The organism is Micromonospora sp. NPDC000089 (assembly GCF_042899365.1).
GTDB lineage: Bacteria > Actinomycetota > Actinomycetes > Mycobacteriales > Micromonosporaceae > Micromonospora.
In genome coordinates this window covers 190,449-205,475 of record NZ_JBIAZT010000007.1, presented here as the reverse complement: position 1 = coordinate 205,475, position 15,027 = coordinate 190,449, and the positions used below count along the sequence as shown (strand labels likewise).

General features: G+C 74.8%; 15 protein-coding genes. 8 read left to right on the top strand and 7 right to left on the bottom strand.

The features are described from left to right. Positions 1 to 9: 9 nt before the first annotated feature. Genes ACFY3U_RS15770 through ACFY3U_RS15745 form a run of 6 tightly spaced genes read right to left on the bottom strand, consistent with a single transcriptional unit; the run spans position 10 to position 8,311 of the window. Positions 10 to 1,185: a M23 family metallopeptidase gene (locus ACFY3U_RS15770; protein WP_387201233.1), complete on the bottom strand. Its 1,176-nt coding sequence runs from the start codon at positions 1,183 to 1,185 to the stop codon at positions 10 to 12. After that, positions 1,182 to 1,739 carry a hypothetical protein gene (locus ACFY3U_RS15765; RefSeq protein WP_387201230.1) on the bottom strand — a complete coding sequence of 186 codons (558 nt, stop codon included), beginning with the start codon at positions 1,737 to 1,739 and terminating at the stop codon, positions 1,182 to 1,184. The genes ACFY3U_RS15770 and ACFY3U_RS15765 overlap by 4 nt, the downstream gene beginning before the upstream one ends. Then, a complete protein-coding gene (locus tag ACFY3U_RS15760; RefSeq protein WP_387201227.1) occupies positions 1,736 to 3,703 on the bottom strand; it encodes an MFS transporter in 1,968 nt (655 codons plus the stop codon). Before ACFY3U_RS15760 ends, ACFY3U_RS15765 begins: the two co-directional genes overlap by 4 nt. Position 3,704: 1 nt before the next feature. Continuing rightward, complete coding sequence (locus ACFY3U_RS15755) at positions 3,705 to 7,568, bottom strand: ATP-binding protein (RefSeq protein ID WP_387201224.1); 3,864 nt, start codon at positions 7,566 to 7,568, stop codon at positions 3,705 to 3,707. A 52-nt stretch (positions 7,569 to 7,620) separates the two neighbouring features. Beyond that, the gene (locus ACFY3U_RS15750; RefSeq protein ID WP_387201221.1) at positions 7,621 to 7,983 is read right to left on the bottom strand and encodes a hypothetical protein; all 363 of its coding nucleotides are present in this window, start codon (positions 7,981 to 7,983) and stop codon (positions 7,621 to 7,623) included. Between the two features lie 13 nt (positions 7,984 to 7,996). Next, entirely contained in the window at positions 7,997 to 8,311 is a 315-nt protein-coding gene (locus ACFY3U_RS15745) for a hypothetical protein (RefSeq protein WP_387201218.1), read from the bottom strand. 347 nt (positions 8,312 to 8,658) lie between these two features. On the opposite strand from ACFY3U_RS15745, the gene folP reads away from it, so the two are divergent. From folP to ACFY3U_RS15710, 7 genes are all read left to right on the top strand, one after another. Beyond that, positions 8,659 to 9,531 carry a dihydropteroate synthase gene (folP, locus tag ACFY3U_RS15740; protein WP_387201215.1) on the top strand — a complete coding sequence of 291 codons (873 nt, stop codon included), beginning with the start codon at positions 8,659 to 8,661 and terminating at the stop codon, positions 9,529 to 9,531. After that, complete coding sequence (gene folB, locus ACFY3U_RS15735) at positions 9,528 to 9,887, top strand: dihydroneopterin aldolase (RefSeq protein ID WP_387201212.1); 360 nt, start codon at positions 9,528 to 9,530, stop codon at positions 9,885 to 9,887. Before folP ends, folB begins: the two co-directional genes overlap by 4 nt. Further along, positions 9,884 to 10,411, top strand: coding sequence for a 2-amino-4-hydroxy-6-hydroxymethyldihydropteridine diphosphokinase (folK, locus tag ACFY3U_RS15730; RefSeq protein WP_387201209.1), 528 nt, complete (start codon positions 9,884 to 9,886; stop codon positions 10,409 to 10,411). Before folB ends, folK begins: the two co-directional genes overlap by 4 nt. A gap of 19 nt (positions 10,412 to 10,430) precedes the next feature. Beyond that, complete coding sequence (locus ACFY3U_RS15725; RefSeq protein WP_387201205.1) at positions 10,431 to 10,967, top strand: DUF3180 domain-containing protein; 537 nt, start codon at positions 10,431 to 10,433, stop codon at positions 10,965 to 10,967. 99 nt (positions 10,968 to 11,066) lie between these two features. After that, on the top strand, positions 11,067 to 12,284 hold the full coding sequence (locus tag ACFY3U_RS15720; RefSeq protein ID WP_387201203.1) for an ABC transporter permease: 1,218 nt from the start codon (positions 11,067 to 11,069) through the stop codon (positions 12,282 to 12,284). A 107-nt stretch (positions 12,285 to 12,391) separates the two neighbouring features. Next, complete coding sequence (locus ACFY3U_RS15715) at positions 12,392 to 12,697, top strand: hypothetical protein (RefSeq protein ID WP_387201200.1); 306 nt, start codon at positions 12,392 to 12,394, stop codon at positions 12,695 to 12,697. Positions 12,698 to 12,759: 62 nt separating this feature from the next. Next, a complete protein-coding gene (locus tag ACFY3U_RS15710; RefSeq protein ID WP_387201197.1) occupies positions 12,760 to 13,257 on the top strand; it encodes a hypothetical protein in 498 nt (165 codons plus the stop codon). 60 nt (positions 13,258 to 13,317) lie between these two features. Here the strand turns inward: ACFY3U_RS15710 and ACFY3U_RS15705 are convergent, their stop codons facing one another. Further along, positions 13,318 to 14,316, bottom strand: a complete 999-nt coding sequence (locus ACFY3U_RS15705; protein WP_387201194.1) for an ABC transporter ATP-binding protein — start codon at positions 14,314 to 14,316, stop codon at positions 13,318 to 13,320. Positions 14,317 to 14,318: 2 nt separating this feature from the next. On the opposite strand from ACFY3U_RS15705, the gene ACFY3U_RS15700 reads away from it, so the two are divergent. Beyond that, the gene (locus ACFY3U_RS15700; protein WP_387201191.1) at positions 14,319 to 15,002 is read left to right on the top strand and encodes an ABC transporter permease; all 684 of its coding nucleotides are present in this window, start codon (positions 14,319 to 14,321) and stop codon (positions 15,000 to 15,002) included. The last annotated feature ends 25 nt before the right edge of the window (positions 15,003 to 15,027 follow it).

Below are 15,027 nucleotides of genomic sequence, written 5' to 3'. Positions count from 1 at the left end.
GCGGGCGCCTCACGTCGTGCCGTCCAACGGTGCTCCCCGCTGTCGCATGAACGGGACCGGGTCGGTGGCGCCGCCGAAGCTCCGGTCGCCGTCCAGGTGGGTCTCGAAGTGCAGGTGCGGGCCGGAGGAGTTGCCGCTGGTGCCGACCTTGCCGATCACCTCGCCGGCCTTGACCAGTTGGCCCGGGACGACGAAGGGTCGCACCACCATGTGGCAGTAGCGGGTGATGTAGCCGCCCGCGTGCAGGATGTCGACGAACCAGCCGCACCCGCCCTTCGTCGGGTAGCCGTCCACGTCGCAGTCGCGCCGGCCGAGCCGGTCCGGGTCGCAGCGCGCGACCAGCACCCGCCCGGTGGCGGCGGCGTGGATCTCGGTGCCCTTGGCGGCGCCGATGTCGACACCGTTGTGCCGGGGACGGCTCGCGGTGCGGAAGCCGGAGCCGACCCCGCCCGGGATCGGCGCCGTCCAGCCGGAGGCGGCGATCGTCTCGCCCGCGGCCCGATCGCAGACCGTCCGGTCCGCGATCTGGACCGTCCTGGCGGCGCCGTGGGCGAGGGCGTTGACGATCTGGGCCGCGACCTCCTCGTGCTTGGCGTAGGCGTCGGGGTAGGCGCTGATCTGCACCCGCTGTGCGGCCAGGGTCAGCGGCAGCCGCTCCCAGCCGTCGACCCGCAGCAGCTTCTCGTAGAACCTCCGGGACGCGTAGTCGGGGCTCATCCGCTGCGCGACGGTGCCCCAGCTGGCCCGCTGCTGGAACAGCCCGACCGAGTCGTGGTCCCGGCCGACGCCCTCGTTCGGGATGTCGCGGGACTGGCCGACCGAGCTGTTGGCGAGGTTGCGCAGGCCCGACTCCTGCATCGCGGTGGCCACCGCGACGACCCAGCCCCGGGGTGGCACCTTCATGTCCTGGCCGACCTTGATGATGACCGCGGCGTTCCGCAGCTGCGACTGACCGTAGTCGGCCATCCGCGGCATGGTGCCGGTGATCTCGACCCGGTGGTCGCCGAGACACTCCTGGGCCCTGGTCACCAGGCTCTCGTCGTCACCGCCGAGGTTGGTGAGGAAGAAGGCCGCCGTCCCGCCGCCGCAGCAGAGCACGGCCAGGGCGGTGGCCACCACGGCGGCGACGACACCGGCCCGCAGCCGACGCACCGGCCCGCTCACCCCCGGCAGATCGGCGCTCATTGCCGCTCCCAGTCGACCGCGTCCACCAGCCAGCGGCCGTCCGGCGCCACCAGCTCCAAGCGCAACCGCCCCGACTCCAGCGGGACGAACACCTCGGCGAAGCTCTCGGTCCGTGGCAGCAGCGTCGGCGCTCCGGTCACCTTCTCCGCCGGAACGCCGGCCGGGTCGACACCCGCCAGCTTCTCGGTGAGCCCCGGGGTGGACAGCGGGCGCAGCTTCTCCTGCCAGCGCGCCGCCGTCTCCGCCGGCCCGCCGAGCCAGGCGGTGGTGAACCGGGACGCGGCCTGCTCCGGGGTCGGCTCGCCGGGACGGGTCCGCGGCGCCTGCTGGGACGGGGTGGCGAGCACCCCGTCGTCGCCCGCCTCCGGGTCCACCGTGGTGATCGGCTCCGCCGGCCGGTTGCTCAGGCCGCCGGTCGACTCGGTCGGGCCGGCGACCAGCCGGGCGCCACCGATTACCGAGAGCACCAGCACGGCGATCCCGAGCGCTATGCCGATCCGGGACCGCAGGACCCGGGTGACCAGGAATTCGAGCGCGCGTCGCATGGTCGTCACCGCGCCTCGGAGCGCACCCGCGGGTTGGGCCGCGCCGGCGCACGTTCGGCGGAGTCGGGCCGGTAGACCACGAAGTTCGGCGCCTCCTCCGGCACGTCCGGCTCCGTCCAGCTCGCCGGCTCCCGCCGGGGTCGCGGCGCGAAGGTGGGTCGTGCGGTCTCCCGCGGCGCGGTCGTCGCCGGCGGCCGCTCGCCGGCCGGTTCGCGACCGTCCGGCCGCTCCCGGCGGTCCGGCGGGTCGACCGCGGAATGGGCCGGGTCCTCCCGGCGCGCCTCCGGGCGCAGGTTGGTCTGCTCGAGCACGCGTTCCCGCCGGCGGCCGATGGCCGGCTCGGCGGTGCCGCCGGGCTCGACCACGTCCAACCGGGCGGCGATCCGCATGTCCCGGAAGAACCGGCGGTGCCAGGAACCCGCCGAGCTGACCGCCTCGCTGCTGTCCTTGCCGCCGAGCTGGGTGATCCGCCGGTAGGGGCGCAGCAGCAGCCAGCCGACCACGCCGCAGAGCCAGACCAGCACCACCTGGAGCCAGCCCGGCAGGGTGGGGGTGCTCATGATCAGGTCCACGGCGAACAGGTAGATCGCGGCGCCGGTGCCGAAGATGGCGATGTTGAAGACGGCGGCGACGACCGCGTTGGCCAGCCGGCGCAGGCCCGCGCTGGCCGGCCGCAGCAGGCCGACCGTGCCCAGGATGGGGGCGGCGATCACCGCCCACCGGAAGATCATGAAGCCGAGCAGCACCAGGATCGACGCGGTCAGGTCGAACATCGCGAACAGCAGGGAGGCGAGCACCGCGATGAACCCGGAGCCGATCCGGTCCATGTCCCGGGTCCCGGTGAGGTACTCGTACGCCTCCGGATCCTCCGTCTTGATCTGGTCGGCCACCGTCATCCACTGCCGCTGCTTGGCCTTGATGACCACGTCACGGGTCGCGGGATTGGCGCGGATCGACTCCGCTTCGCCCCACGACAGCGCCTTGGCGTCGTAGAGCGCCGGGCCGTACTTCTTCGCGGTCTCGCTGTCGGCCGAGCCCAGCACCCCGCGTACCCAGTTGCGGTAGAGCATCGCCTCGGTGGCGGTGTCGCTTGCCCGGACCGCCGGCGGCCGCTTGTCGACGCAGGCGTCCGGGTTCGGCAGGACGCACCGGCCGGGCGGGACGTCCCTGGAGGCCGGGCCGATGGCGTCGTGCACCACGCCGAGCGAGGTGATCAGCGTGCCGTCGGCGATGTTCGCGGACTTCACCGGCCAGGCCGCCAGCGCGGTCACCGCCACCATCACCAGCAGCGCCCAGCCGGCCGTGGTCATCGCGTTGCTCATGTCGGACTGGCGGGAGCGCCAGAGCAGGTACAGCCCGACCACGCAGAGGGTGATGATGCCGAAGACGCTGAACACCTTCTGGTAGACGGCCTTCGTGGCCTTCTCGACCAGCGGGTCGGCCCAGCTCCACATCGACCGGGGATCCCAGGCCCGCTCGCGCAGGGCGTTCGAGGCGCCCATGATCGCGGTGGCCATCATGAGCTCGCCGTTGGCCACCGTGGTGGTGAACTTGTAGTCCGGATGCAGCACCGTGGAGGCGCAGCCGCCCTCCACGTCGTACGTGTTGAAGCTGTAGCCGCCGTAGCCGTAGTCGCTGTAATACCCCTTCGGTCCGGGCAGCTTGGACGAGTCGGGTCGCGAGGCGAACCAGCCGGCGAGGCCGGAATCCGGCGCGGACGGGACGGGCGGCTTGCGGCAGTCGACCTCGGTCTCGCTGACCTGCTTCAGCTTGCTCACGCAGCTGCGGAAGTCGGCCTGCCACTCCTTGGTGGTGCAGAGGTCGGCCGCGGCCCGGGCCGTCGCCGGGGCGGCCGACGCGGCGGCGGCCGACGCCGGTGTCGCGGCACCGAGCACCGGCCAGCCGATCGTGGCACCGGCGAGCACGCCGAGCGCGAGCAGGAGCGCCGTGATCCTTGCCCGGGCCCTCGCCATGTCACGCCTCCAGATCAGCCGGTACGGCGGGCAGCAGCTGTGCGGCCGCCTGAGCGACGGCGGGCGTGGTGTCCAGGTGCTCCAGCAGCCCCTCGACGTACGACACGTCGACCCGGACCTTCTGCACCCGGCCGTCCACGTCGCGCATCACGAACTCGCGGAACCCGAGCCGGGCGGCCGAGGTGGTGTCCACGGCGGAGAGCGAGGCGAGGGTCGCCTCGTAGCCGTCGTTGACCGGCACCCGCAGCAGCCGCAGCGCCTCGGAGGCGATCTCGGTGTCCTCGGCGATCCGGCCGACGAAGACGGTGGAGACGAGGTTCTGGACGTCGAGGCCGAGGATGTCCTTCGGGTTCTGCGAGGCGACCAGCGCGGCGAGGTTCCACTTGCGGGAGTCGCGGGCCAGCCGGACCAGGAACGAGCGGCCGGAGCGCCAGCCCTCCATGAAGTGCGCCTCGTCCAGGCCGACCAGCTTGCGCGAGGACATCGACCCGCCGTAGCAGCGGCGGACCGCCAACCGGTGCGCGGTGTGCAGCATCGGCAGGGCCAGAGCCTCCTCGGCCGACCAGTACTCGCGCTCGATCTTCAGGTCGGGCAGCCGCAGCCCGGCCATGGTGATCACGGTGAGCGCCGCGTCGGCGCCGAGCAGCCCCTCCGGGGGCCGGCCGAAGAAGAGCATGGCCAGCGGCATCTCGGCGGTGTCGAGCAGCAGGTTGGCCAGCTCCCGGCCGGCGTCGTCGTCCAACCCCTGCAGGCAGGCGACCACGTCGTCCAGGGTGGACGCCTCCTCGGCCGGCACCTGGCGTACGGCGTGCCGGAACAGCGTCGCGGTGGACGACTCGCGGGCCACCTGCGGCGGCACCAGCATCATGCAGATGTCCTGCACCAGCATCCGGCGCTCGGCGCGGGCGTTGGAGATGGCGATCTCGTACTCCCGGTCGCCGGCCGCCCCCACCCCGAACTCGCTGCGCAGCGGCGTCGGGATGAGCGAGTAGGGCGCCAGCGTCCCCGGCTCGGAGCCGGTCAGGTTGAGCACCCGGGCGTACGGCTTCAGCTCGGGCATCGCGCAGAGCCGGGCGAGCGGGCCGGACGGGTCGAGCAGGGTCACCTGCACCCCGCGCCGGGCGGCCAGGTAGCCCAGGGCGCCGAGCAGGGTCGACTTGCCACCGCCCGGCTCGGCGACGAAGACCGCCAGGCCGGAGCGCTCGCGCACCTCCATCGGGAAGTGCAGGTCGAGGAAGACCGGCCGGCGGCAGGTGCCGGCGGTACGACCGATCAGGTCACCGCGGCGGTCGCCGACCGTGGAGGCGGCCTGCGGCAGCGCGGCGGCCAGCAGCGGCACCGGCATCCGTCGGACGTACCCGGTGTTGGCGATCGGCTCGCCGGGGATGAACTCGCGGGCCAGCCAGTCCTGGTTCTTCGGGTGCTGCAGGGAGATGCGTAGCTCCCGGCTGTAGAGCTGGATGAGCCGGCGGGCGCGTTCCAGGCACTCCTCGCGGGTCCGGCCGCCGACGGCGATCCGGTGCCAGCCGTGCGCCCGGGCGGAGTCCACCGGCAGGCCGGTGGTCATCTCGTCGCCGATCACCAGCGCACGCTTGGCCAGTCGTTCCAGCTCGGGCGGCGCGTCGATGCCGTGCTCGGCGTAGTCGAGCTGCTGGGAACGGATCATCCGCAGCCGGTGCTCGAGGTTACGGAAGGAGTCGCCGGAGCCGAGGATGTCGACCCGGGTGGAGATCTCCATCGGCCAGGGCAGCCGCTCGTGGAAGTGCAGCCACGGCTCGTGCTTCTCGGGGATCTCCAACGGTTCCATCCGGCCGACGGCCAGCACGGCGACGTGCCGCTCCTCGCCGGTCATCCGGTTGACCAGCTTGACCGTCGAGCCGTACGGGGTGCGGTAGCGCTCGACCTGCTCGGTGAGGGCGAGCAGGTCGCCGCGCTCCCACTTGCCGTTGGTGACCGGGGACAGCGTGCCGGGCGGGGCCATGCAGAGTGCCACGGAGCGGTAGAGCAGCCACTCCAGCTCCTGCGAGGTGACCCGCCGGCCGCGCATGCCGAAGGCGCCGAGCACCTCGTCGAACTGCTCGACGGTGCGCCCGAGCTTGCGACGCTCGCCGTCGGCGGTGCCCCGGCCGAAGGCGCGCAGCAGCCGCTCGGTCAGCGAGTCGCCGAGGGAGCGCCGGGCGAAGGTGACGCCCAGGTAGGTCTGTCCCTCGGCGTGGTTGACCGCCATCAGGTGCCGCTGGGCGGCGACCAGATGGTCGGCCCAGCCCGTGGTGCCCGGTACGTCGGGCAGCGGCGACGCGGTGTGCGCGTCGATGGTGCGGGCCCACTCGTCAGCGGGGAACGGGCGGGTGGTGCGGCGCAGGTGCAGCCGGAACCCGGCCAGGCCGGCGTACTGCTCGGAGATCGCCGAGAGCAGCGCCTCGCGCTCGGCGTCCGGGCGGAACGCCCAGCGCACCTCGGGCAGCCAGTACCAGGCGGTGACGGTGTTCGGGGTGAAGGTCAGGTGCCCGGCGATCTCGGTGACGGCCAGGTCGATCGACGGGTCCCGGTCACCGAACTTGATCTTCGGGGGGCGCACCCGGGCCGGCTTCGCCGCCTCCCGGCGCCGGTCGGCCGCCCGCTGCCGGGGTGGGGTGAGCTCCCGGGACGGCGCCTCCGCGAGGTCGTGCCCGGCCAGCTCGTGTCCGCCGCGCGGCGCCGGGCCGGTGGGCCGGTCGGCGAGCGCGGCTGGCCCGGCGTCCTCCACCGCGGGCAGGGCCGGCCCGACCGGGGCCGACGGCGGAAGCTCGACCGGGGTCGGGGGCGCGCCGGCCGCCCGGTGGCGCTGGCCCGGCGCCGGCCGGGACGGCTCCGGCGTCGTCCACCGGGCCCGCTCCGCCGCGTCGTGCCGGCCGCGCTCCGTAGCCGCGCGCGCGGCTGCCGACCCGGCCGCCTGCTCGGCGACCCGGTGCCGTTCGCGGGCGGGGCGCGCCAGCGGGGCGTCGTCCACCCGCGCGCCGTCCATCGGCTCGTCATCCAGCAGCTCGTCGTCGACCAGTTCGGCGTCGGCCGGCGGCCGGAGGGCGGGCAGGGTGCTGCCGTTCTGGTGCGGCACCCGGGTGCGGCCACCGCCGGGCGTCGCGGGGTGGCGCGCCTCCACGGCGGGCGTCGGGCGGGCCTCGACGGCCGGGGTCCAGAGCGGCTCCACCGCGGGCGCCCTGCCCGGCTCGCCGGCCGGCACCGCGGGTGCCCCGACGGAGGGCGTCCGGCGCGCCTCCACGGCGGGCGTCCGGCGCGGCTCATCGTTCGGGCGCCGACCCGGCTCGACGGCCGGCGTGCGGGGCGCTTCGGCCGGCGTCCACCGTGGTTCGGCCACGGACGTGCGAGCCGTCTCGTCGGCGGGCGTCCACCGTGGCTCGGGAGCGCGGGGCGGGTCGGCCGCCGGCGTCCACCGTGGCTCCGCGGCGCGGGGCGGGTCGGTGGCCGGCGCCCGACGTGGTTCGGCGGACGGCGGCGGGGTGGCGGGCGCGGACTGGTGCGGGATCGGCGCGGGGTCGCGGCCGGGCCGCGGCGGGGCCGGCGGTGGCGCCGGGGCGGCCGGCGGTGGACCGCCGAACAGGTCGAGAAACGGGGAGTCGATGTCGGTGCCGTCGCCGACCAGCATGGGCGGGGCGGAGGTCGGCTCGACCGGCGCGCCGCGGCCGGCCGGCGGCCGGGGGGCCTGGAAGACCCCGACGCCGCCGTGCCCGGGGCTGGTGACCAGGGCGGGGTCGAGGGCTTCCTCGCCCCGCGTCTCATCCGCCGGGTAGTCGAACGACCGCGCACGGTTACCGTGCGTGCCGCCGTTGCGTCCGGCCGGATGCCCCGGCGTGGAAGAGCGACTCATTCGACCGCCTCACCCGCGTGCCGCTGCGACTGCCGGTACGAAGTCCGCCCGGTCATGCCAGTTCCTCCCGGATCCTGATCCGGCTGCCGACCAGGCGGGGGTCCCGCAGCTCGGTGGCCGGCTCCCGGGTGCGCCGCCAGTCGGTGAGCGCGGTACGGATGACCATCCGCGCCGGCCGGTCCGGGTCGACGTACCGGAAGATGAACGAGGTGGTCACGATCGCGAGAGCGATCTCCCAAGCGGGGAAGAGCTCGACTCGCAGCGTGAACAGCCAGTGGATGAACACGTAGAGGGGGACGAGCAGCATGAACAGGCCGTACTGGGCGTACGGCAGGTGGACGGGAAGGGTGTAGCCGGGCGGCCCGAGGTAGACCAGGCGAGCCCGGTAGATGTCGTCGTCGGTGCGCAGCCGCATCTGATGTCCGCGCCTATTCGAAGATCAGCTTAATCAGGTAGTCACCGACGAAGAAGAGTGTGGCCGCGCCGGCGATGAAGGCCAGGCCGACGATGGCGATGGCCGAGCTGGTCAGCACCTTGGAGATCTCGCCGCGGCTGGCCCGGCCGATGAAGATGACGCCGAGCACGGCGAGCAGGATGGGCGCGATCTTGCTGGCGAAGAACGTGACGACGCCGTTGGTGTCGATGCCCTTCGGTGCGGGCTCGGCGAGCGGAGCGGACGCGAGGGTGTGCAGCGCCTGCGTGACGCTGGACGACGCCGTCGCCATGAGCTCGAAGGCGATCACTGGAAACCTCCCCATAACGCGGCCGGCGGGTGCCGCGGCGGTGCAGTAGGCAAGCCTGACGGGAATGTGCTCAAGTGGTTCAGCGTCGGCGACGCTGGGTCCGTCACCCACCACGCAAAGTGGCGAGTTTTGGGCGTATTTCTCCCGCTTCGGCCCTCCCTCCAGGCTTCGCCATCTAAGATGCTGGGCAATTCCACAGCGTACGGGCCGCCCCCCTTTGCGACAACCCGCGAAGAGTCGGCCCGATTCGACCCGGACGACCGATCGTACACCTGTTCCAATGCGCACGTCAGCCCCGCTGGACGGGCGCTCCGAGCCGGGCCCGCGGCGACCGGTACGGTCTAGTCGTGACCGATCTGGTACGGGCCCCGGCCCCGGTGGTGATGGGCGTCCTCAACGTCACCCCCGACTCCTTCTCCGACGGCGGACGGTACGCGGACCTGGACGCCGCGGTCGCACACGGCGTGCGGCTGCACGCCGACGGGGCCCAGCTGGTCGACGTGGGCGGCGAGTCCACCCGCCCCGGCGCCGACCGGGTCGACGCCGGCACCGAGTCGGCGCGGGTGGTGCCGGTGGTGCGCGCGCTCGCCGCGGCCGGGGTGCCGGTCAGCATCGACACCACCCGCGCCGCGGTGGCCGCCGCCGCCCTGGACGCGGGCGCGGCGGTGGTCAACGACGTCTCCGGTGGGCTGGCGGACGCCGACATGGCCCGGGTGGTCCGGGACGCCGGCTGCCCCTGGGTGCTGATGCACTGGCGGGGCCACTCCCGGGGGATGCGCGAGCTGGCCGGCTACGGCGACGTGGTCGCCGACGTGCGGACCGAGCTCGCCCGACGGATCGACGCGGCGCTCGCCGCCGGCGTCGCGCTCGACCGGATCGTGATCGACCCCGGGCTCGGCTTCGCCAAGACCGCGGCACACAACTGGGAACTCAGCACCCGCCTGCCGGAGCTGCTGGAGCTCGGCCGTCCGCTGCTCTTCGGCGCCAGCCGCAAGTCGTACCTCGGCCGGCTGCTCGCCGGGCCGGACGGGACCCCGCGGCCGACCGACGGCCGGGAGGTCGCCACCGCCGCCACCAGCCTGCTCGCCGTCGCCGCCGGCGCCTGGGGGGTACGCGTGCACGACGTGCGCGGCACCGCGGACGCGCTGGCCGTCTGGGCGGCGACCGGCCGTCCCCGGCTGACCGGGCCGGTCGCCGGCCTCCGGGAGCGGGCGCGATGACCGACCGGATCACGCTGACCGGCCTGCGGGCGCGCGGCCGGCACGGCGTCTACGACTTCGAACGCGCCCAGGGGCAGGACTTCGTCGTCGACGTGGTGCTGGAGCTCGACCTCGCCCCGGCCGCCCGCTCGGACGAGGTGACCGACACCGTCCACTACGGCGAGCTGGCCGAACGACTGGTCGCGGTGGTCACCGGCGAGCCGGTGAACCTGATCGAGACGCTCGCCGACCGGCTGCTCGCGGTCTGCCTGGCCGCGCCGTCGGTGGCCGCGGCCACCGTCACCGTGCACAAGCCCGAGGCGCCGATCCCGCACACCTTCGCCGACGTGGCCGTGACCCTGCGGCGGGCCCGGTGACCCGGGCCGTGCTGTCCCTGGGCAGCAACCTCGGCGACCGCTTGGCCAACCTGCGTACCGCGCTGGGCGTCCTCGACGACACGCTGCTGGTGGTCTCCGGCGTCTACGAGACCCCACCGTGGGGGGACGTCGACCAGCCGGCGTACCTGAACGCCGCGGTGCTGGTCGCGGACCCGGCGGCCGGCCCCGGCGACTGGCTGGACCGGGCCCGGGCCGCCGAGGCGGCGGCCGGCCGGGTCCGCGACCCGGGCCGCCGGTTCGGCCCGCGCACCCTGGACGTCGACGTGATCGCCGTCTGGGACGATGCCGGCCAACCGGTACGCCGGGACGACCCCGAGCTGACCCTGCCGCATCCCCGCGCCCACCTGCGCGCCTTCGTGCTCCGGCCGTGGATCGACATCGAGCCGCACGGCCGGCTGCCCGGGCACGGCTGGCTCACCGACCTGCTCAACGCCGAGCCGCTGGCCGGCGACGCCCTGGAACTGCGTCCCCGTCCAGATCTGGCGTTAGAGTCGACCCCATGACCCACTGGAGCCGGTCGGCATGACGCAGGCGAACTCCCGACCGCCCGGCGGCCCCGACCGCGAGCGGATGGGCCCGACGCGGATCTCCACCCTGGCCGTCGCCGCGCTCGCCGCGGCCGCCCTGGCCTGGTTGCTGATCAGCAGCCTCTACTACGACGTGGCGCAGGGCCTGCCGTGGCTGCCGGTGATCACGCTGGTCGGGCTGGCGGTGATCGAGGGGTACGCCGCGGTCAGCACCCGGGCCCGGATCGACCGCAAGCCGGGCCGGGAACCGGTGAACCCGCTGCTGGTGGCCCGCCTCGTGGTGCTGGCCAAGGCCTCCGCGCTGGCCGGTGCGATCTTCACCGGCTGCTACGCCGGCCTGACCGCCTGGCTCTTCGTCGAACGGACCAACGCCGCCTTCGACGACCGGCCGGCCGCGGGCGCCGGGCTGCTGGCCTCGCTCGCCCTGGTCGCCGCCGCCCTCTGGCTGGAACGCTCCTGCCGGGTGCCCGAGCGGGACGACGACTCCGACCGTGAGGACGCCGACCGCCAGCCCCGGCCCGGGGGCCGCTGATCAGGGGGTTACGCCCCGCCCCCGCGCGCAGGTACCGTCCCAGGCGACCGGTACGAGCCGGCCGCCGACGCTGACGGCCGGCCACGGGGGAGGCGTCGCATGGGGTACGACGAACCGGGCCGCGGCGGCGCGGTGGCACCCTCCTCCGGCGTGCCCGCGACCATGCTGCAGAACGTCTTCGACGACCCGGAGCACGGCGAGCCGGGGCAGGACCGGGTCGGCGTCCACCTGCTCTGGGAGACCCTGCTGCTGGCGGCGCTGGTCGCCCTGGGGTACCTGCTCTGGCGGCAGGACGCCGACGCGCTGCGCGGCGACCGGCTGCGCGACCTGCTGGTCAACGCGGTCGCGCTCGGCCTGCTCGCCCTCGCGGCCGGGCTCAGCCTGCGCACCGCGGCGGTGAACCTGGCGGTCGGCCCGGTCGCGGTGGCCGCCGCGCTGCACTTCGCCGAGCAGGGCGACCGGGGCATGGCCGCCGCGCTCACCCCGGCGCTGATCGCCGCCGCGCTCGGTGGACTGGCGCTGGCCTGGGCGGTGGTGGTGCTGCACGTGCCCGGCTGGGCGGCCAGCCTGGCCGCCGCGTCGGGGGTGGTCGTCTGGATCGAGCGGCGGGACGCGCCGGTCACGGTTCAGGGCGACTACGACCCGCACCGCGCCGCCTTCTATCTCTTCGCCGGGTTCGCCGCGGTGGCCGTGCTGGGCGGGATCTTCGGCGCGCTCCGGGCCGTCCGGCGGCTGGTCGGCCGGTTCCGGCCGGTGGCCGATCCGGCCCGCCGGCGGGGGGTGGCCGCCGCCGTGGTGACCGCCGCCGCGCTCACCGGCTCGACGGTGCTGGCCATGCTGGGCGGCCTGCTGCTGGCGGCGAACTCGACCGGCCCGGTCGTCCCGGACCCGGGGCTGGACTGGACGGTGCTGGCGGTCGGCGTGGCGCTGCTCGCCGGCACCAGCGCGTACGGCCGGCGCGGTGGTCTCTTCGGCACGCTGATCGCGGTCTGCCTGGTGGTCGTCTTCCAGGCCTGGGTGGCCGCCCGGGGCTGGACGGTCAACCGGTGGACCGTCGGCGCCGCCGCGCTCGCCCTCGGGCTGGTGGCGACCCGGCTGGTGGAGTCGTTCGGCCGGCCACGGGCGGCCACCGTCGACCGGGTCGAGTACGTCCCGGCCGGCGACGGGACGATCAGCGCCGGCTGGTCGCTGCCCGGGCCGAGCCACAACGGCGACTGGCCGCCGGTGCCGCCGCAGTCGACCGCCACCCCGCCCGACCCGTGGCAGGCGCCGCGCTGGGACACCGGCGGCGACCGCTGGGACACCGGCGGCCGCTGACCCGGCCGGTCGGCCCGGCCGCCCGGCGCGGGGCCCGCGCGGGGCGGTGGCGGCGCCGCGCCGCGTCCGGCGGGCCGCCGGTGATCTCGCCGGTTAGGCTCGCGGGCATGACCGAGACTCCTTCCGCCGGCACCGGCCGTACCTTCGACGAACTCGACGCGCTGCCCACCGAGGAGCTGCGGGAGCGGGCCTTCGCGCTGGCCCGGGAGCGGCACGACGTGCGCTTCTTCTGGTCGGTGCTGCGGCACCTGCCGAACGCGGACGAGGCCGCCGCGCTCGACGGCGCGCCGAACTCGGTCGGCCCGACCCTCGACGAGGCGTCGGCGCTGTGGCGGGAGTTGACCGGCCACGGGTACGAGGAGTCGGCGCCGTTGCTGCGCGCCGCGTTCATCGACTACCTGATGAAGCACTGACCGGTCGCACCGCCGGGCGGGCGAGGTTTGTCCGCGGCGCCGGCTCGGGAACCTCCCGCCGCATGGCCGTCACCAACCGCCCGCGCACCGTCCGCGGCCCCGGCACCGCGGCGGGCACCGGCACCGCCGCCGCGCTCCTGCTGATCGCGGTCTGCGGCAGCCCCTGGTACGTGGGGTGGGCCGCGCACACCGACCCGAACTCGGCCGGCGGCTGGTTCCTGCGGCTGCTGGCCTGGCCGGCCTGGCGGCTGGAACCGGCCGGCCCGGGGCAGGGCGTGCTCGCCGCCGACCTGCGGGCCATCCTGCTGGCCGTGCTCGCCGCGACCTTCCTCTACCTGCTGCCCGCCGCGCAGGTGGCCCGGGTGCCGGGCTCGGCCAGCCAGTTCCTCTCCGGGTGGGCGGCGTACACCCTGGCCGGTGGGCTGGCCACCCTGCTGGCGGCGTTGCTGACCGGCGGCGGGTCGCTGCTGGCCGCCTTCGAGACCACCGGGACGGGCGCCACCTACGGCCTCTTCGCGGGTTGGATCATCGGCCTGGCCAGCCTCGGCGGGCGCGCCTGAGCACGCCGCCGGAGACGAACGCGTCCGCCGACCGGTGCGCCGGTCGGCGGACGCGGGGGCTCAGGCGCCGGTCCGGCCCAGCTCCAGCACCCGGGAGCGGCTGAGCGTGCCGGCCGGCCGGTCGTCGTCGGTCACCACCACCGCGTCGACGCCGGCGGTGAGCATGGCGGCCAGCGCGTCGTACGCCGAACCGCCGAGCGGCACCGCCGGCAGGTCCCGCCCGGTCGGGGCGGCCGGCTCCAGCACCTCGCGGGTGACCGGGGTGACCGCCAGCCGGCGGATCCCCCGGTCGGCGCCGACGAACTCCCGGACGAACGGCGAGGCCGGCGACCCGAGCAGGGCCGCCGGGGTGTCGTACTGCTCCAGCCGGCCGCCCTCGGAGAGCACCGCGATCCGGTCGCCGAGCCGGACCGCCTCATCCAGGTCGTGGGTCACCAGCACGATGGTCTTGCGCACCTCGGCCTGCAGCCGGAGGAACTCCTCCTGCAGCCGGGTCCGCACGATCGGGTCGACGGCGGAGAACGGCTCGTCCATCAGCAGCACCACCGGGTCGGCGGCGAGCGCCCGGGCCACCCCGACCCGCTGCCGCTGGCCGCCGGAGAGCTCGTGCGGGTAGCGCCGGCCGAACTGCGCCGGGTCCAGCCCGACCAGCTCCATCAGCTCGCCGGTACGCTGCCGGATCCGCTCCTTCGACCAGCCCAGCAGCCGCGGCACGGTGCCCACGTTGGCGGCCACCGTCTGGTGTGGAAAGAGCCCGACGTTCTGGATGACGTAGCCGATCCGGCGGCGCAGCCGCACCGGGTCGACCCGGGTGATGTCCTCGTCACCGAGCATGATCCGGCCGCCGGTCGGCTCGATCAGCCGGTTGACCATCCGCAGCACGGTGGACTTGCCACAGCCGGAGGGCCCGATCAGCACCACCAGCTCGCCGGCCTTGATGTCGAGGCTCAGCTCGCGCACCGCCTCGGTGCCGTCCGGATAGCGCTTCCGGATGCCGTCCAGGGTGATCGACGCGGCGCCGTGCCCGGCGTCGTCCGGGGTTCCCGGGGTAACGTCCACGTGTGTCCTTCCACCTGAGTTACCGGGCCGATCCGGGTAACCCCTGGTTCTCCTGGCAGTACGTGCGGGACAACTCTGACACGATCCTCGCCGCGCTGCGGGAGCACGCCTCGCTGACCGCCCGGGCGGTGCTGATCGCCGCCCTGGTCGCCCTGCCGTTGGCGGTGGCCGCGTACTGGTTCCGTGGCCTCGCCGGCCCGATTCTCGCACTCACCGGCGTGCTCTACACGATTCCGTCGCTGGCGCTGTTCGCCTTCATCGCGCCGTACCTGGGCATCGGGGCGATCACGGTGCTCACCGTGGTGGTGCTGTACGCGCTGCTGGTGATCGTGCGCAACGCGGTCGCCGGGCTGAACCAGGTGCCCCCCGAGGTGCGCGACGCCGCCGAGGGGATGGGGTACGGCCGCTGGGCCCGGCTGTTCCGGATCGACCTGCCGCTGGCGCTGCCCGGCATCCTCACCGGCCTGCGGCTGGCCACCGTCTCCACGGTTGCGCTGGTCACCGTCGGGGTGGTGGTCGGCCGCGGCGGCCTGGGTCAGTTGATCTTCGCGGGCTTCCAGAACAACTTCTACAAGGCGCAGATCATGACCGGCACGCTGCTCTGCGTGGTGCTGGCCCTGGTGCTGGACCTGATCCTGGCGGGGCTGGGCCGGCTGCTCACCCCCTGGCTGCGGCGGGCCCGATGACGACCCCTGACCTTTCCTGGAGGGC